Genomic DNA, 17,361 nt, shown 5'->3' with positions numbered 1-17,361 from the left:
GTTCGGGGCTTCCGATGTGCAACGCGTCACCCGCATGCCCCCCGAAGGCGGGGTGGCACCGACGAAAGTTATCCACAGGTCTATTAACACTGGGGATAATCACACGACTGTAACTCGGGGCCGATCCCCGGCCACCCGGGCGTCGGCTGCCGTTCAGCAGCCGGACATGCGACGACTCAGCGCCACCGGGTCGTCATGAGGAACCCGATGAACATGATGCCGAATCCGATCAGGATGTTCCACGAGTTCAGCGACGGAACCGGGAGCGTTCCCTGCGACACGTAGAAGACGATCACCCATGCGAGCCCGACGAGCATGAAGCCGAACATGACCGGCTTGAACCACACGGGGTTCGGCTGATCGCCCGCCGTGTCGACCGAGTCGGCTCGGGTCTTCCGCGCGGGCTTGGTTCGGTCCTTGTCTCTGGCCATGGCCGGTATCCTACCGTCAACACATCCTTCGCCGGCTGCGCGTGGGGGAACACCGCCAGCTCGATGGATGCGACCCGCCGACAGCGGCAGAAGGGGGAGGCCGATGACCGCCACGGAGGCAGGACAGGACGGACTCGCGCTCCACGGCGACGAGGACGGCGAGCAGGGCGACCAGCCAGGACGACGCCGCGGCGCCCGCGCAGCACGCCGCCAGCACGAGCGGGCCGAGCACGAGCGGGCCCAGCACGAACGAGACGGATCACGCCGTCAGCGCCCCCGCCGACCACCCCAGCGCCTCAGCGTCATCGGTGTGCTCGGCGACGTGCTCATCACGGCGGGCGTGCTCGTCCTGCTGTTCATCGGGTGGCAGCAGTGGTTCAACGACATCGTCGTCGCCCGCGAGCACGCGTCGGCCGCCCAGCGCATCAACGACTCGTTCGCCAAGGGGGACGCCTCGGCCACGAAGCCGACCACCGGGTGGGGCGACCCCAAGGTGTCCGCGCAGCCTGGGAACACCGAGGTGTTCGGCACGATGTACGTCCCGCGGTTCGGAGCGGACTACGCCGTGCCGCTCGCCGGCGGCACGACCACCGCGGGGACCCTGGACACGATTGGCGTCGGACACTACGACGACACGCAGATGCCCGGCGAGGTCGGGAACTTCGCGGTCGCCGGGCACCGGACGACGCACGGTGCCCCGTTCAACCAGATCGCGAACCTGCAGATCGGCGACAAGATCTACGTCTCCACCGCTGACGGCTGGTACACGTACACGTTCCGCAACCTGCAGTACGTCCCGCCGACACAGGTGTCCGTGCTCGACCCAGCGCCGGATCAGACGGACGTGACGTCGAAGGACCGGGTGATGACGATGACGAGCTGCAACCCGCTGTACTCCGCCAAGGAGCGCATCGTTGCCTTCAGCGTGTACGACTCCTGGCAGCCCCGGTCCGCCGGGCCCCCTGCCGCGATCGCGAACGAGGTGAACAAGTAACCATGTACGGCCTTCTCTGGCGGATCCTCCCCGGTCCGGTGTGGCTCCGGATCGTGGAGTTGCTCGTCCTCGCAGTCATCGTCCTGGCGGTGCTCGTACTCTGGGTCTTCCCCTGGGTCCAGGAACTCATCCCGACCCCCGACGTGACGGTGAACCGGCAATGACCAGAATCCTCGTGGTCGACAACTACGACAGCTTCGTCTACACGCTGAACGGGTACGTCCAGCAGCTCGGCGCCGAGACCGACGTCGTGCGGAACGACTCCTTCGACGTGGCCGACGTCGCGGCCCGGATCGCCGACTACGACGGTGTGCTGCTCTCTCCCGGCCCGGGAACGCCCGCGGCCGCCGGAGTGTCGATCCCCGCCGTGCGGGCCGCCATCGCGGCCGACGTGCCGCTCCTCGGCGTCTGCCTCGGTCACCAGGCGATCGCCGAGGCGCTCGGGGCCACCGTGACGCACGCCGAGGAGCTCATGCACGGCAAGACGTCGAAGGTCACCCATGACGACAGCGCGCTCTTCGAGGGGGTCCCGCAGCCGTTCACGGCCACCAGGTACCACTCGCTCGCGGTCGTCGACGGCACCGTCCCCGATGTCCTCGAGGTCACCGCACGGACCTCCGGCGGCGTGATCATGGGGGTCCAGCACCGCTCGGCTCCCGTCTACGGCGTGCAGTTCCACCCGGAGTCGGTGCTCACCGAGGGCGGGTACCGCATGGTCGGCAACTGGCTCGAGGTCACGGGCCTCGCGGGCGCGGCCGCCCGTGCCGACGGCCTCGGACCGCTCATCACCACGACCGCCCCGTAGCGCCCGTCGGACCCGGACCCGGACCGGGTGACGGAATGGAGGGACGGGTCGGCCTGGCACCGCCCGTCGGACCCGGACCGGGTGACGGACTGGAGGGACGGGTCGGCGTGGCACCGTCCCTCCAGTCCGTCAGACGCGGACCGGAACGGTTCCGCTACTTGCCGGTGACATCGCCCTGACCGTCGCCCTGGCCATCTCCCGCGCCGCTCGACGGCGGCGCTGACGGCGCCTGGGTCTGCGGCGTTCCCGAGCAGTACCCGATGTCGATCGAGGACGCCTGCGCGGTGTCTCCCGGGGGCAGTGACTGGCTCGTCACAGTGCCGCCCACGCAGGAGTAGTCCGGTTTCGGCACGACGGTGAGCCCGAGTCCGACCAGCGTGGAGTTCGCGGTGGAGAACGGCTGGTTCGTGACGCTCGGGAGCTGCACCTTGCCGTTCGAGACGACGAGGTTCACCACGGTGCCCTTGTTCGTCGTCGTCCCCGGGGCGGGATCGGTGCTCAGCACGGTGCCCTCGGGGACGCTCGGCGAGTAGTCGGTGTTGGTCCCGCCGATCATGAACCCGGCGTCCTGCAGTGTCGTCGTCGCAGCGTCCGTCGCCTGGTTCGAGACGTCCGGGATCGTGACCTGCTCCGGCCCGAGCGAGACGATGACACGGATGCTCTGCTTCCGCGCGACGCTCGTCCCCGCCTTGGGATCGGTCTTGATGATGGTGTCCTTCGGCACGGTGCCGGAGTTCTGGCCGACCTGCACGGCCGAGAGGTCCTTCTTGGCGAGCAGTGCCTTGCCGCTGTCGTAGGTGGTGCCGGCGACGTTCGGGACGGACACCGACGACGCCACGGGCGCCTGCCCCGGCTGGAGGTTCACCACCCACAGGACGACGGCGACGATCACCACGGCCGTGATGAGGACTCCGACCCAGATCCAAGCCACCGGTGGCCGGGACTGCGTGCGCTGCGGCCGGTGCTCCTGCGTGTCGTCGAGCTCGTTGAAAGCTGCCGCGGCGTTCGAGGACGTCCGCGGGTTCACGCCGAAGAGGACGGTGGACGCGTCGCCGGCACCGGGGAGCTTGCGGGTCCTCGGGACGTGTCCCGCCGCGGCCTCCTGCAGGTCGCGACGGAACTCCGCCGCGTTCTGGAACCGCTGCGTACGGTCCTTCGCCAGGGCGTGGAGGGTGACGGCGTCGAGGGCGGGCGACACCGCGGGCACGACGGTGCTCGGTGCGACGGCCTGCTCGCTGACGTGCTGGTAGGCGACCGCGACCGGAGAGTCGCCACGGAACGGCGGACGCCCGGTGAGCAGCTCGAAGAGGACGATGCCGGTGGAGTACAGGTCGGTGCGGGCGTCGACGGTCTCCCCGCGCGCCTGCTCCGGCGAGAAGTACGCTGCCGTGCCGAGGATCGACGTCGTCTGGGCGACGGTCGCGGAGGTGTCCGTGATCGCGCGCGCGATGCCGAAGTCCATCACCTTGACCTGGCCGGTCGGGGTGATCATGACGTTGCCGGGCTTGATGTCGCGGTGCACGACTCCGGCGCGGTGGGAGTACTCCAGCGCCGTGAGGATGCCCTCGGTGATGCGGACCGCCTCGTCGGGGCTGATCGGCCCGTCCTGGAGGATCTCGTTGAGTGCCCGGCCCTCGACGTACTCCATGACGATGAAGGGGACCTGCACCTCGGCGCCGGAGGGCTCCTTGACGGTCTCTTCGCCGGCGTCGTAGACACGGACGATCGTCGGGTGCGCCATCCGGGCGGCCGCCTGGGCCTCCTGCCGGAAGCGGGTCCGGAACGCCGGGTCGTTCGCGAGGCTCGGTTTGAGGAGCTTCACCGCGACGCGGCGGCCGAGACGGGTGTCGTTGCCGACGTGCACCGTGGCCATACCGCCCCGGCCGATCGTCTCACCGATCTCGTACCGGTTGGCGAGGAGGGTGATCCCCGCGGTCACGCCTTCAGCCACGTACTCCTCCGAATGTCGTCCGAGTCAGTGTACGGCAGCCGATCCTGACCGAGGGCTGGCGGTGCGGGGGACGGTCGGAACCGTTACCGGACGGACATCCCCGGTGCCCCGGCCACTCCGCGGGAACGACGAACGGCCGGGACCGGATGGTCCCGGCCGTCCGGTCGTCGTGCTCGACTAGCCGTCCTGCCCGCCGCCACCGCCGGCGCTCGGCGAGGCGCTCGGAGTCGGCTGGTACGGCACCGTCAGCGCGGGGGAGGTCGCCGACTTCAGACTGCCGCAGTCGGCCATGTACGTGAAAGAGACGTCCCCGGCTCCCGACGCGGCGATCTGCACGGACGTCGACGTGGCCGTTCCGGTGGCCGAGTTCTGGGCGTCCACGCCGTTCGAGATCGTGTAGTCGTACCCGGTGAGCGTGTACCCCGACGGGCAGCCGGTGAACGTGGCCCACGTCGCCGTGAACCTGCCGTCGGCCGTGATGCTCGACGCCGTCGCGACGGCCGGGGTCGCCGACACCTTCGGGACGTCCTGGTAGACCTTCAGCGTGATCGTCGCCCCGTAGGCGAGGTTCCCGGTCGGCCCGATCGACTGGACCGTCCCGACCTGGTCCGGGCTCGAGGCGGCGTCGCCGTCGACGGGGTTCACCGTGAAGCCCTGTCCCTGAAGGGTCGCCTGCACCTCGTTCGCGTTCTTGCCGAGGTAGTCGCTCTGGTTCACGGTCACCCGCGCCGGGTGCGACGGGGTCTGTGACGGACTCGGTGTCTTCGAGGGGGCCGCGCTCGGGGTCGAGCTCGAGGTCTGCGAGTCGCTCACCGGCGCCGTCGGTTCGTCGTTGCGGTTCGTGGCGTAGACCACAACCGCGACGATGAGTCCCGCGACGACGAGGATCGCGAGGACGATGACCGGCCAGAACCACCCCGGGCGCTTCCGGTCCTCTGCGGGGTCGAGGTCGTCGGGGTCGCCCGGCCCGATGGCTCCGGCCCCGATTCCACCGGCACCGCCGAGACCCTGGGTGCCCTGGGTCCGCAGGAGGCTCGTCGCGTCGTCGTTCCCCGCGGGAGCGTTGAAGGCCACGGTGCCCGCGCCGAGTGCCGGCACCGCGACGGTGGCTGCCGCGACGTCGCCACGGCGGAGCGCCTGGGCGGCGCGCGCGAGGTTCGCCGCCGTCGCGGGACGCTCGGCGGGCTTCTTCGCGATGGAGGAGATCACGAGGTCGCGGACGGGTTCGGGGATCGTCGACGGCAGCGCGGGGGGCTGCTCGTTGATGTGCGCCATCGCGATCGCGACCTGCGACTCGCCCGTGAACGGCCGACGACCGGCGAGCATCTCGTACGCGACGATGCCGAGCGAGTAGATGTCGGTGGACGGGGACGCCGGGTGTCCGCTCGCCTGCTCCGGCGAGAGGTACTGCACGGTGCCCATGACCTGACCGGTCGCGGTCAGCGGCACCTGGTCCGCGATGCGCGCGATGCCGAAGTCGGTGATCTTGACGCGGCCGTCCGGCGTGATGAGGAGGTTCCCGGGCTTGATGTCCCGGTGCACCAGCCCCACGGCGTGCGCCGCCTGCAGGGCGTTCGCGGTCTGCGCGACGAAGTCGAGGACCCGGTCGACGGGAAGGATGTGCTCGCGCTCGAGGAGCGTCGACAGGGCCTCGCCGGGCACGAGCTCCATGACGAGGTAGGCGCTGCCGTCCTCCTCGCCGTAGTCGAAGACGTTCGCGATGCCCTCGTGGTTCACGAGTGCCGCGTGGCGGGCCTCGGCCCGGAACCGCTCGAGGAACCCCGGGTCGCCGAGGTACTCGTCCTTGAGGATCTTGAGCGCGACGGTACGACCGATGACCAGGTCCGTCGCCTGCCAGACCTCGCCCATGCCGCCGATCGCGACGCGGGAGGAGAGCTGGTACCGCCCACCGAAAGTGAGTCCGCTGGTGGGTCTCATTTGTTCAGCACCGCCTCCATGACTTTCTTCGCGATCGGGGCCGCGACCGTGTTGCCGACGCCCCGCTGTCCGAGCCCGCCGCCGTTCCCGACGACCACGGCGACCGCGACCTCGGGGTTCTTCGCGGGGGCGAAGCCGGTGAACCAGAGTGTGTAGGGGTCGCCGGTCCCGTTCTCAGCGGTCCCGGTCTTGCCGGCGACGTCGACCCCGTCGATTCTCGCATTGGTCCCGGTGCCGCTCGACACGACGGTCTGCATCGCCTTCGTGATGTCGTCCGCGACCGAGCTGCTGATCGGCGAGCTGTACTGCTTCGCCTGGAACGACTGCACGGACTTCAGGTCGCTCGTGGTCACCGACTCGACGAGCGACGGCTGCATCACGGTGCCGCCGTTCGCGATCCCCGCGGACACCATGGCGATCTGCAGCGGCGACACCCGGTCGCTCGCCTGGCCGAACGCACTCAGCATGAGCTGCGCCGTGCTGTCCGTCTGCGGGTACTGGCTCGGCGTCGACGCCATCGGGACGTGGATGCTGTCGCCGAACCCGTACTTGTCCGCCATGGCCTTGATCGCGTCGTAGCCGAGCTTCTGGCCGAGCTCCGCGAACGGGATGTTGCACGAGTCCTGGATCGCGAGTGCGATCGTCACCGTGTCGCCGTCGCCGCAGGACCCACCCTCGGCGTTGTTGATCTTCGTGCTCGTGCCCGGGAGCGTCAGCGTCGACGGGTTCGGGAGCGTGGAGTCGAGGTCGTAGTCGCCGGACTCGAACGCGGCGGAGGCCACGATGAGCTTGAAGACCGACCCCGGTGCGTAGAGGTCGCCGCCGATCGCACGGTTCTGCAGTGGCTTGGCCTCGGCGGACAGGAGCGACTGGTAGGTGCTGATGACCTGCTTGGTGTCGTGCACCGCGAGCGTGTTCGGGTCGTAGCCCTGCTTGGACACCATCGCGAGGATCTTGCCGGTCTTCGGCTGGATCGCCACGACGGCGCCCGTGTCCGACCCGAGGGCGTCGTACGCGGCCTTCTGGACGTCGGGGTCGATCGTCAGGTTCACGTCGTCGCCCTGGACGTCCTGGCCGGTGAGGATCGAGTTGATGTTGCCGAAGAAGTTGTCGTCGCTGTTCCCGGACAGGTAGGTGTTCTCGGCGCTCTCCACGCCGGTGTTGCCCTGCCCGACGGTGAAGTACCCCGTGACGGCCGAGTAGAGGTCGCCGTTCGAGTACGAGCGCTGGTAGTTGTACTGGTCGTCGACGGGCTTCGACTCGGCGATCGGGGTGCCGTCGACGAGGATCGCCCCGCGCTTGGTCGAGTAGCTGTCGAGGATCGTCCTCGAGTTCCTCGGGTCCGCGCGGAGCTGCTGCGCGGAGAAGAACTGGATGCTCGTCGTGGACACGAAGAGCGCCACGAACATCAGGATGATCACCGTCGAGATCGATCGGAGCTGTCGGTTCATGCGGTCACCGTCCCGTCTTCGTCGTGGCGCGGGAGCCGGCCGCGGAGCCCGTCGCTGCACCCTGGGGTGCGCGACCCCCCGACCCCGGTGCGCCCTGCTGGATGCGCTGTTCGGCGGGGATCGAGTCCGTGAGTCGGAGCAGCAGCGCCGCGATGATCCAGTTCGCCACGAGGGACGACCCACCGGCCGCCATGAACGGCGTCGTGAGTCCGGTGACCGGGATGACCCGGGTGATGCCACCGATGACGATGAACACCTGGAGCGCGGTGACGAACCCGAACCCGATGCCGAGCAGCTTGCCGAAGTCGTCCTGGGCCATGAAGCCGACGCGGATGCCGCGGGACACGAGCAGGATGAAGAGTCCGAGGATCGCGAAGACACCGATGAGCCCGAGCTCCTCGCCGAGCGCCGAGACGATGTAGTCGCTCTGCGCGACGGGGGTCAGGTACGGGCGGCCCTGGCCGAGTCCGGTCCCCGTGATCCCGCCGTTCGCGAACCCGAACAGCCCGTTGACGAGCTGGTAACTGGCCTGGCTGGTTGCGTTGTAGATGTCGTTGTCGAACGGGTTGAGCCACTGCTCGAACCGGCCGTGCACGTAGGACAGCGTGGTCGCCGCGATGCTGGCGCCGCCGACGAACAGCACGAGGCCGATGACTACCCAGCTGAGGCGTCCGGTCGCGACGTAGAGCATCACGAGGAACAGCCCGAAGTACAGCAGCGAGGTGCCGAGGTCGCGCTGGAACACGAGCACGCTCATGGCGACGCCCCAGACGATGAGGATCGGTCCGAGGTCGCGCGGGCGGGGGAAGCGGATGCCGAGGATCTTCGGACCGACGATCGACAGGCTGTCGCGCGCCGTGACGAGGTACCCCGCGAAGAACAGCGCCATGGTGATCTTGGCGAGCTCGCCCGGCTGGAACGAGAACGGCCCGAACCTGATCCACACGCGGGCGCCACCGATGTTCTGCCCGATGCCGGGGAGCATCGGCAGGAGCAGCAGCACGATCGTCAGGAACATGAAGATGTAGCGGTAGCGCTGCAGGAACCGGTGGTTCCGGACGAGGAACAGCACGATGATCGCGAGGACCATCGCGAGCATGGTCCAGACGATCTGCTTCACACCGACCGCGTCCCAGCCGGTGTGCTTCGCGTGCAGGTCGATCCGGTAGATCTCCGCGATGCCGATGCCGTTCAGCACGAGTGCGATCGGCAGGATGAACGGGTCCGCGTTCTTGGCGATGACGCGGAGCACGACGTGCATCACCAGTGCCAGGAGCAGGATGCCCGCGCCCACGAAGAACACGCTGGTGTCGATGATCTTCTTCTCGGCGCCGAGCTGCACGAGGAGCATCGCCCCGGCGCAGATGCCGCACGCGAGCACCAGGAGCACGAGCTCGAGGTTCCGCGCACGCGCGGGCTCACGGAGCTTGATCGTGATCGCCTGGGTGAGGGACTGGCGGGTCGCGGTGTCAGTCATCGACGCCTCCGGCGGCCGGGAGGCCCGTGGTCGCGGCCGCCGCGGCGGTCGCGCTGGCGGACGGCGTCGCGCTGGGCGACGGTGACGGCGAGCCCGTCGACCCGGTTCCCGACCCGGCGGTTCCGGACCCAGTGTGGGCCTCCTTGCCGCTGATCGCAGCGGCCTCGAGGCGGCGGAGGATGGCCCTGGCGTCGGACAGCGAGTCCGCGTTGATCGTCTGCCGGACGTTCTCCCGCGTGTACGTCGGCAGGTCGGACACCTTCGTGTCGGAGTCCTGGTAGACGCTCGAGAGCTGGATCGGCCCGATGCTCTGCTGGACGCCCCGGTAGATGGCGACGTTCCCGGTGTCGGACCCGACGTAGTAGTGCATCTGGGTCCACCGGTAGCCGAGGAGGATGCCGCCGAACACGACGAGCACGGCCGCGACGAGCGCGATCGTCCAGGACACCCGACGGCGGAACCGGCGACGGCGGTCCTCGGCGATGAGCTCGGCGAAGTACTGGTCGGACTCCGGCTCGAAGTGCGAGTCCTCGGGGAGCGTCGTGACCTTGAGGGGGTGCAGCAGGATCGTCGGCAGGCGGATCGGCTTCCGGCCGGTCGGCGCCTCGAACGTCAGCGGTGCGGCGGCGGACCCGACGGTGGTCGCGGCGTCGTCGAGGTCCTCGGGGACCGTGTCGGGGACGTCCATCACGACGACGGTCACGTTGTCGGGGGCCCCGTGGTCGAGTGTCTCCTTGACGAGGCGCTGCGTGACCTGGTTGGCGTCCATGTCCGAGGCGAGCGCGTGCCGGATGCGCTCCTCGGCGAGGTAGCTCGAGAGTCCGTCGGAGCAGATCAGCCAGCGGTCGCCGGCCCGGATCTCGGCCACGGTGGTGTCGACCTCCGGTGCCGCGTCGACGTCGCCGAGCACGCGCATGAGGACCGAGCGCCGCGGGTGGACGGCGGCCTCCTCCGGGGTGATCCGGCCGCTGTCGACGAGGCGCTGGACGAAGGTGTGGTCCGCGGTGACCTGCGTGAGCACACCGTCGCGGAACCGGTAGATGCGGGAGTCGCCGATGTGGGCGATCGCGAGCTCGTCGCCCACGCGGATCATCGCGCTCACGGTGGTGCCCATCCCGGTGAGCTCCTGGTGCTCGAACACCGTCTCGGTGATGAGCTGGTTGGCGGCCATGAGCGCGGTCTGCAGGGCGAACTCAGCGTCGTGGGCGGTCGGGAAGTCCCGGTCGACCTCGCGGATGCGTCGGACCGCGATCGCCGACGCGACGTCACCGCCGGCGTGGCCACCCATGCCGTCGGCCACCACGAACAGGTGGGCCCCGGAGTAGCCGGAGTCCTGGTTGTTCGCGCGGATCCGGCCCACATGGGACACGGCTGCGCTCATGGTGCGGGCCGTCATGCCGCGCTACCGCCGAAGCTCGAACGTCGTGGTCCCGATGGTGATCGGTGTGCGCTCGGGCACCCGCATCGAGGCCGTCACACGCGCTCCGTCGAGGAAGGTGCCGTTCGTGGAGTCCAGGTCGGTGATGATCCAGCCGTCGTGGCCGAGTTCGAGGCGCGCGTGGTTGGTGGAGGTGTAGTCGTCGCGGATGACGACGTTGCTCTCGCTCGCACGGCCGATCGTGATCGGACCCTGGCCGAGGGGCATCTCCATGCCCTCGCGGGATCCGTCCGTGATCACCAGGCGGGTCGCGACCTCGGTGCGGGTCGAGGCGGAGCCTGGCGAGCCTCCAGACAGGATCGCCTCGGTGAAGTCACCGGGTGCCGCAGCCGGTGCCGACGGCGCGCCCGCCGGGACCGGCGGGGTCGTCGGGGTCGACGGCTGGTTCTTGGAGTCGGTCGGGATCGCGCGGGTCCGCTGCCCGAAGAGGTCGCTCCGCAGCGCGAACACGATCGCGAAGACGAAGAGCCACAGCACCGCCAGGAACGCGAAGCGCAGCACGAGCAGGGTCAGTCCACTGGTCATCGCGCTCCTCCGTCCGCTTCGGGCACCACGCGGAACACCATACGGGTCCGACCGATCTCGATGGTGGAGTCCGGCTCCACGATCGCCCGGTCGACCTTCTGGCCGTTGAGCTTCGAGCCGTTCGTCGAACCGAGGTCGGTGACCTGCGCGTGCTTGCCGTCCCACACGAGTTCGACGTGCTTGCGGCTCGTCCCGGTGTCCGCGATCGTGATGTCCGCGTCGGTCCCGCGGCCGATCACCGTCCGTCCGACCCTGAGCGTGTGCCGCTGCGACCCGATGTCGAGCACACCCACCCAGACGAGGTCCTTCCGCACGGTGGTGGAGTCCACCTGCAGGATGCCCGTCGAGAGCGTGCCGTCCTGACGCAGGGTGATCGCGACGGGGCCGGAGAAGGAGTAGTTCTGTGCGACGGCGTGCTGCTGCACGAGGGTCGCCAGCTCGTCGATGAGCGGTCGGCCGATGTCGTTCATCCGGGTGTAGTCCGGGGGTGCGAGGTGGACCGTGAACTCGTTCGGCACGAGGATGCGCTCGCGCGAGACCACCGCGGCCTTGGTGTCGAGTTCGCGTCGGAGCGCGCTGGTGATCTCGAGCGGCTGCACGCCCGAACGGAAGGTCTTCGCGAACGCACCGTTGACGGTGCGTTCGAGCCCTCGCTCGAATTTGTCCAGTAGGCCCATGGGTCTCCAGTGGTCGCGGTCGCGTGGCCTCGGTCGCCAACGTCGTGTGGCCTCGGTCGCCAACTCATGCATGGTAGTAGGTGGCGTGCGGTCGTTCCTGTGCGTGGTAGTGTTTTCCGGCTGGCGCGAGTGGCGGAATTGGTAGACGCGCACGGTTCAGGTCCGTGTGCCCGTAAGGGCGTGGGGGTTCAAGTCCCCCCTCGCGCACACACCAGCAGATGACGAAGGGCCCCGGTTCGCCGGGGCCCTTCGTGCATCCCCCTCGGGTACCGTCCTCCCGTGCCCAAGACCACGCTCGCGAAGCACCTGGCGCTCGACGCCGACCAGCTGGCGCAGCGCCGCGCCCTCGGTGACCGGCTCGACCGGCCGCGGTTCGTCGACCACGTGGCGGCGTTCCGCTCGCTGGCGGCCGCCGAGGCCGCGGCGGACGACCTCCGTGCGCTCGGGTACACGGCGACCGTGAAGAAGGGTCTCTTCCGGACCTCGCTCGAGGCTGCCCGTCCGGAGCGACTCGACGGCACCGAGCCGGAGCGGTTCGTCACCGAGGTGTTCGGCGTCGTGGACCGTCACGGCGGGGCGTACGACGGCTGGGGTGCGGCCGTGATCCCGCCCGGATCGGACTGACACCGACGCGACGGCGGGTCGGCGCACCACCCCGGGGCGTCGACACGCGACCGCGAGACGCGACCACCCACCGGGCCGGGCAGTCGTGGCGGGGCCGGACCGTGCCTCCCGTCCGGCGGCTCCGCTGTGCGGATCCTACGCCTGGAACGCGCCCGATCGGGCACCAACCGGCATCCGATGAAAACGTTTCAACGACCCCTGCGACCTGACTACCGTTGACGCCGTCCGGGACAACGACGATCCCGGCGACCCGAGCAACGAAGGCTCCACACATGCACCGACCACTGTCGATCGCGGTCCTCGGGTTCTGGCACGTCCACGCCGGCGGGTACGCCTCGGACGCGCAGGACCACCCGGACACCACCCTCACCGCCGTGTGGGATCCGGACCAGGCCAGGGGTTCGGACGCCGCGCGCGACCTCGGGGTCCCGTTCGCCCCGGACCTCGACGAACTGCTCGCCAGGGACGACCTGGACGCCGTCGTCGTGACCACGGCCACGAACGAGCACGTCGACGTCATCGGCCGGGCCATCGCCGCGGGCAAGCACGTCTTCAGCGAGAAGCTCCTCGCCCCGACCGTCGACGAGAGCGAGGACCTCGTCCGTCGGGCCCGCGAGCGCGGTGTCGCACTGGTCGTCTCGCTCCCGCGGCTCACGGAGGCCGTCACCCTGGCAGCACTCCGCGAGGTCCGGGAGGGACGGCTCGGCCGCATCACGTACGCCCGGTTCCGGATGGCGCACGACGGCTGGCTCGCCGACTGGCTGCCCGAGCGGTTCGCGGACCCCGGGGCGGCGATCGGCGGCGCGTTCACCGACCTCGGCTGCCACCCGGCCTACCTCTGCCAGCTGTTCCTCGGCCCGGATCCGGAACGCGTCACGGCGACGTACACGCACGTGACGGGACGGGCGGTCGAGGACAACTCCGTCGTCACCGCGTCGTGGCCGGACGGTGCGATCGGCGTCGCGGAGGCCGGCTTCGTGACGACCCCCGGTGCGACCGCCTGGGAGATCCGGGGCACCGAGGGCGCACTGCTCTGGGGCCTCGGTACGGACGACCTGATGGCGATGGGCCCGCACCACGACCCGGACCGCTGGACGCCGGTGCCGCTCGGCGACGATGCCACGACGCCGTTCGCCACCTGGGTCGAGCACGTCCGCGCTGGCACCCGCGACGACGAGAACACCCGCAGGGCGATCGACCTCACCCGGTTCGTCGTCCGCGCGAACGAGGCCGCCGCGAGCGACCTCGTCGCGCGTCGCTGACCCGGCCGCGCGACCCACACCTCGATCGACCCGCACCAGAACAGGACCACCACCATGTCCAGCACCACCCGCTCCAGCGCCACCAGGCCCACCCGACCCGTCCGCGTCGGGCTCATCGGCGCCGGCGGCATCGCGGGCGCCCACGTCGAGGGGTACCTCGCGAACACCGACGTCGTCACGCTCGCCGCCGTCGCGGACCCCGTCGCCGAGAGCGCCGAGACACGCGCCTCGGCCACCGGAGCGACCGTGTACGCCGACTACCGCACCATGCTCGCCGAGGCGGACATCGACGCCGTCGACATCTGCCTCCCGCACCACCTGCACCGGGATGCGATCGTCGCCGCGGCGCGTGCCGGCAAGCACGTGCTCTGCGAGAAGCCGCTCTGCCTGTCCGCCGTCGAGGCCGCCGAGATCGCCGCCGTGGTCGCGGAGACCGGTGTCACCGTGATGTGCGCACACAACCAGCTCTTCCTGCCGGCCGTCGCCCGCGCGAAGGCGCTCATCGACGACGGCGTGCTCGGCACCGTCTACGAGGTCAGGACCACCGACAGCTTCCACAACGACTTCACGCCGGAGAACATGGGCTGGCGCGCGGACGCCAAGACGAGCGGCGGCGGTGAGCTGATCGACACCGGGTACCACCCGACGTACCTGCTCATGCACCTCGCGGGCGCGTCACCCCTCGAGGCCACCGCGATGCTCGCGAACCACCGCCTGTCGTTCATGGAGGGTGAGGACTCCGCGCAGGTGCTCGTCCGGTTCGACAACGGCGTCCTCGGGAGCATCGTGACGAGCTGGGCCTACGAGCCCAGTGCGAACACCGAGCGGTTCTCGGTCGTCGGCGAGCTCGGATCGCTGTGGAGCGACGGCACGACGCTCTGGCACCGGCTGCGCGGGGAGGACACGGTCGAGCAGCGGTTCGACGAGGTGGACCAGTTCGCCGAGGAGATCGCGCACTTCGCGACCTCGATCGCGGCGGGGACCCGGCCGATCAACACGCACGAGGACGGCATCGAGGTCCTCGGCATCATCCTCGCCGCCTACGAGTCGGCGAAGGGACGCCGCACGGCGGACGTCCTCCGCGCGGACCGCTCCGCAGGAGCGCTCAGCAACGCCTGAGCGCGCGCGGCACCCGTTCCTCGGGTGACGCCGTGACGGACTGGAGGGACGGTGCCAGCTGGCACCGTCCCTCCAGTCCGTCCGTGTCGCGGCCGCGCCTGCGGTCAGGCGCCGACGTACCGGTCCGGGCGGTGGTTGATCACCAGGACGAGGTTCAGGAGCACGGCACCGCCTGCGGAGACGAGCACCGCGAACGGCGACACCACGGCGAGCGACGCCGCGACGACCACGACGTCGAGGGCCATCTGCACCGCACCCGCCCGGATCCCGGTGCGCTCCTGGACGAGCAGTGCCACGATGTTGAACCCGCCGAGGCTCGCGCGGTGACGGAAGAGGATGAGCAGACCGATCCCGGCGAGGAGACTCCCGGCACCGGCGGCGAACACCGGGGAGAGCGCGAGGTCCGGCATCCAGACGCCCTGCAGGGTCGACATGCCGGAGACCGCGGCGACGCAGATCGCCGTGCGGATCGTGAACGACCAGCCCTTCCGGAACGCCGCCAGCACGAAGAAGGGTGTGTTGACCACCAGGAACACGACCCCGAACGGCACGTGCGTCGCGTAGCTGAGCAGCAGCGACAGACCGGCCGTGCCGCCCGTGACGACCCCGCCCGCCGCGAGGAGGTGCAGTCCGAAGGAGGCGACGAACACGCCGGTCGCGAGGCCGGTCACGTCGTCGAGCCACGAGTGCGTCCGGACCACCGTCGTGGGTGCGGCCGTGGCCGGGGTGTCGCCGCCGCGATCGAGCGTGCCGGAGTCGATGGTCATGGCGGCAGCGTGGCGGATCCGAGCGATGTGGACAACTGGGTCGGTCGTGGGTGTGCAGAGCATGGCGTCGGAATCGACACGACTTGGCAGAATGACAACTATGTACCGGATCGATGCACTGGATGCTCGGATCGTCCTCGCGCTCGACGACGAGCCGGACGCGACGACGCTGGCACTCGCCAGGACCCTCGGGGTCTCGCGGAACACCGTGCACGCGCGGCTGCTGCGGCTCGCCCGCGAGGGAGCACTGTCCGGGCACAGCGACCGCCTGGCGCTCGCCGCGATGGGCTACGACCTGGTGGCGTTCGTGTCGCTCGAGATCGACCAGGACTCCGACTCGGGGTCGATCGCCGGCCTCACCGCCATCCCCGAGGTGGTGGAGGTGCACTCGACCACCGGGCGTGCCGACCTGCTCGTCCGGGTCGTCGCGAAGGACACCGAGGACCTGCACCGGCTGACGCGGGCGATCGTGGCGATCCCCGGTGTCGTGCGCTCGGACACGGCGATCTCGCTCGAGCGGACGATGCCGCACCGGACGTCGGCGCTGCTGGAGCGGCTCGCCGGCGGGCAGGAGTCGGCCTCCGCGGGGGCGGCGCGAGGGCCTGGCCGATAGGCGCATGTCCCTCGGACTGGCGGTCGTGGGATCCGGGGCGACTCGGTTGGATGGAGCGGTGACCGATCTGCAGTCCTCGCCGGTGCCGACCATCGGCGACCGCGCCCATCGTGGACCCGCCTCGGCCGTCGACGCTCCCGTCATCGCCGTCGGCGCTCCGGTCATCGCCGTCGACGCTCCCGTCATCGACCGCGGTGCCGTGATCGCGGCGGCCATCACGACGTTCCGCGAGATGCCCTTCCACCGCGTGACGATCGTCGACGTCGCCGCCCGCGCCGAGGTGCCCGTCGCCGAGGTCCGCGCGCACTTCCCGAACTGGGACGGTCTCGTGCTCGCCACCCTCGACCGGTGGAACCTCGCACGGATGATCCCGATCACCCCGCTGCTCGCCTCGCACGGGACCGTCCGGTTCCTGCGGGGGATCGCCGAGGCGACCGCCCTGGACCCGGCGCTCACCCGGTTCCTGATGGCGATGTCGAACATCGCGGCGACACCGGACGAGCCCATCGCCCCGATGCTGACGAGCCGCTGGACCGACTTCTACCGGCTCGTGGAGGCGAACCTCGCCCACGACGTCGCACTCGGCCGCGAGCCGTCGACGATGGTGCCGGCGAGTGGAGCGGAGCAGCTCGTGGCGATCTACGAGGGGTTGCAGCTGCAGTACATGGTGCGGCCGGGGCTCGACCTCGTCGCGTCGTTCGACCGTGCCGTGTCGCGGCTGCGCGAGGGGTGGCGACAGTCGTACATCCCGCCGCTGTGGGACATCGGACCGACCGCCTGAGCCCGTCCGCCGCTGGTCGTCAGGTCCGCGGGACGGGCGGCCCGATCAGCAGCAGCGCTCCGAAGACGACGACCACGAGGACGACGCCGACCACGACGGCCACGACCGGGTGCGCGACGACGGTGAACAGCAGGCGCTCGAGGGGTCCGGAGCGCCCGGTGCCGCCAGCGGAACGGCGCCACGGCCCGTCGAGGTCACCGCGGCGAGCGACGACGACCTCGAACGGGATCGTCGCGTAGGGCACGATCGCGCTCACCCAGCCGAGCAGGACCTGTCGGAAGGACCAGCGTTGGTTGACGCCGACGACCGTCGTCAGCACCAGGTAGGCGAGGAACACGAAGCCGTGCAGACCCCCGCCGAGCCGCACGCCGAGGTCTCCGGCATCGAGTCCGTACTTCAGGATCATCCCGGCGATGAGGAGCGTCCAGGTGACGGCCTCGGCCACGGCGGCGGCGCGGAACAGGGAGCGCGGGGTCATCGGGGTCCTCTCGATGGTCGGTGCGCCATC

The 17,361-nt window shown here is 70.1% G+C and carries 18 protein-coding genes and 1 tRNA gene; 9 read left to right on the top strand and 10 right to left on the bottom strand.

Going from position 1 to position 17,361, the window contains the following annotated elements; all coding sequences use genetic code 11:
* Positions 1-176: 176 nt before the first annotated feature.
* Positions 177-431 carry a cell division protein CrgA gene (locus ASF23_RS08050; RefSeq protein WP_055951410.1) on the bottom strand — a complete coding sequence of 85 codons (255 nt, stop codon included), beginning with the start codon at positions 429-431 and terminating at the stop codon, positions 177-179.
* A 103-nt stretch (positions 432-534) separates the two neighbouring features.
* Between ASF23_RS08050 and ASF23_RS08045 the strand changes: the two genes are divergently transcribed.
* From ASF23_RS08045 to ASF23_RS08040, 3 genes are read left to right on the top strand one after another with little or no spacing between them, the layout of a single operon-like run.
* Positions 535-1,425 (top strand): class E sortase, encoded by an 891-nt coding sequence (locus tag ASF23_RS08045; protein WP_082473920.1) that lies wholly within the window; start codon positions 535-537, stop codon positions 1,423-1,425.
* Between the two features lie 2 nt (positions 1,426-1,427).
* A complete protein-coding gene (locus ASF23_RS18650) occupies positions 1,428-1,589 on the top strand; it encodes a hypothetical protein (RefSeq protein ID WP_200919325.1) in 162 nt (53 codons plus the stop codon).
* Positions 1,586-2,230: an aminodeoxychorismate/anthranilate synthase component II gene (locus ASF23_RS08040; RefSeq protein ID WP_055951407.1), complete on the top strand. Its 645-nt coding sequence runs from the start codon at positions 1,586-1,588 to the stop codon at positions 2,228-2,230. Before ASF23_RS18650 ends, ASF23_RS08040 begins: the two co-directional genes overlap by 4 nt.
* Positions 2,231-2,384: 154 nt before the next feature.
* Here the strand turns inward: ASF23_RS08040 and pknB are convergent, their stop codons facing one another.
* The 7 genes from pknB to ASF23_RS08005 all read right to left on the bottom strand — a co-directional run bounded on the left by pknB (position 2,385) and on the right by ASF23_RS08005 (position 11,687).
* Positions 2,385-4,181, bottom strand: a complete 1,797-nt coding sequence (gene pknB / locus ASF23_RS08035; RefSeq protein WP_268750848.1) for a Stk1 family PASTA domain-containing Ser/Thr kinase — start codon at positions 4,179-4,181, stop codon at positions 2,385-2,387.
* A 177-nt stretch (positions 4,182-4,358) separates the two neighbouring features.
* Positions 4,359-6,119: a protein kinase domain-containing protein gene (locus ASF23_RS08030; protein ID WP_055951405.1), complete on the bottom strand. Its 1,761-nt coding sequence runs from the start codon at positions 6,117-6,119 to the stop codon at positions 4,359-4,361.
* Positions 6,116-7,570 (bottom strand): peptidoglycan D,D-transpeptidase FtsI family protein, encoded by a 1,455-nt coding sequence (locus ASF23_RS08025; protein ID WP_055951401.1) that lies wholly within the window; start codon positions 7,568-7,570, stop codon positions 6,116-6,118. Before ASF23_RS08025 ends, ASF23_RS08030 begins: the two co-directional genes overlap by 4 nt.
* 4 nt (positions 7,571-7,574) lie before the next feature.
* Complete coding sequence (locus ASF23_RS08020; RefSeq protein WP_082473919.1) at positions 7,575-9,047, bottom strand: FtsW/RodA/SpoVE family cell cycle protein; 1,473 nt, start codon at positions 9,045-9,047, stop codon at positions 7,575-7,577.
* A complete protein-coding gene (locus ASF23_RS08015; protein ID WP_055951399.1) occupies positions 9,040-10,443 on the bottom strand; it encodes a PP2C family protein-serine/threonine phosphatase in 1,404 nt (467 codons plus the stop codon). Before ASF23_RS08015 ends, ASF23_RS08020 begins: the two co-directional genes overlap by 8 nt.
* Before the next feature lie 6 nt (positions 10,444-10,449).
* Positions 10,450-11,010: an FHA domain-containing protein FhaB/FipA gene (locus ASF23_RS08010; RefSeq protein WP_055951396.1), complete on the bottom strand. Its 561-nt coding sequence runs from the start codon at positions 11,008-11,010 to the stop codon at positions 10,450-10,452.
* Positions 11,007-11,687: an FhaA domain-containing protein gene (locus ASF23_RS08005; RefSeq protein WP_055951393.1), complete on the bottom strand. Its 681-nt coding sequence runs from the start codon at positions 11,685-11,687 to the stop codon at positions 11,007-11,009. The genes ASF23_RS08010 and ASF23_RS08005 overlap by 4 nt, the downstream gene beginning before the upstream one ends.
* Positions 11,688-11,810: 123 nt before the next feature.
* On the opposite strand from ASF23_RS08005, the gene ASF23_RS08000 reads away from it, so the two are divergent.
* From ASF23_RS08000 to ASF23_RS07985, 4 genes are all read left to right on the top strand, one after another.
* A tRNA-Leu gene (locus ASF23_RS08000) sits at positions 11,811-11,894 on the top strand.
* A gap of 72 nt (positions 11,895-11,966) precedes the next feature.
* Positions 11,967-12,311 (top strand): ribonuclease E inhibitor RraB, encoded by a 345-nt coding sequence (locus ASF23_RS07995; RefSeq protein ID WP_055951390.1) that lies wholly within the window; start codon positions 11,967-11,969, stop codon positions 12,309-12,311.
* 272 nt (positions 12,312-12,583) lie between these two features.
* Entirely contained in the window at positions 12,584-13,573 is a 990-nt protein-coding gene (locus ASF23_RS07990; protein ID WP_055951387.1) for a Gfo/Idh/MocA family protein, read from the top strand.
* Between the two features lie 54 nt (positions 13,574-13,627).
* A complete protein-coding gene (locus tag ASF23_RS07985) occupies positions 13,628-14,692 on the top strand; it encodes a Gfo/Idh/MocA family protein (protein ID WP_055951384.1) in 1,065 nt (354 codons plus the stop codon).
* Between the two features lie 104 nt (positions 14,693-14,796).
* Here ASF23_RS07985 and ASF23_RS07980 read toward each other — a convergent pair whose 3' ends face one another.
* A complete protein-coding gene (locus ASF23_RS07980) occupies positions 14,797-15,459 on the bottom strand; it encodes a YitT family protein (RefSeq protein ID WP_055951678.1) in 663 nt (220 codons plus the stop codon).
* A gap of 100 nt (positions 15,460-15,559) precedes the next feature.
* Between ASF23_RS07980 and ASF23_RS07975 the strand changes: the two genes are divergently transcribed.
* The gene (locus ASF23_RS07975) at positions 15,560-16,072 is read left to right on the top strand and encodes an Lrp/AsnC family transcriptional regulator (RefSeq protein ID WP_156364355.1); all 513 of its coding nucleotides are present in this window, start codon (positions 15,560-15,562) and stop codon (positions 16,070-16,072) included.
* Positions 16,073-16,130: 58 nt separating this feature from the next.
* A complete protein-coding gene (locus ASF23_RS07970) occupies positions 16,131-16,853 on the top strand; it encodes a TetR/AcrR family transcriptional regulator (RefSeq protein WP_055951378.1) in 723 nt (240 codons plus the stop codon).
* 19 nt (positions 16,854-16,872) lie between these two features.
* Here ASF23_RS07970 and ASF23_RS07965 read toward each other — a convergent pair whose 3' ends face one another.
* On the bottom strand, positions 16,873-17,331 hold the full coding sequence (locus ASF23_RS07965) for a DUF3817 domain-containing protein (RefSeq protein ID WP_055951375.1): 459 nt from the start codon (positions 17,329-17,331) through the stop codon (positions 16,873-16,875).
* Positions 17,332-17,361 lie beyond the last annotated feature (30 nt).

Origin of the sequence: Curtobacterium sp. Leaf261, assembly GCF_001422205.1 — a bacterium.
In the GTDB taxonomy this organism is placed as follows: domain Bacteria; phylum Actinomycetota; class Actinomycetes; order Actinomycetales; family Microbacteriaceae; genus Curtobacterium.
The sequence above is the reverse complement of the archived record's forward strand: the minus strand, read 5'-3'. Positions and strand labels throughout refer to the sequence as shown.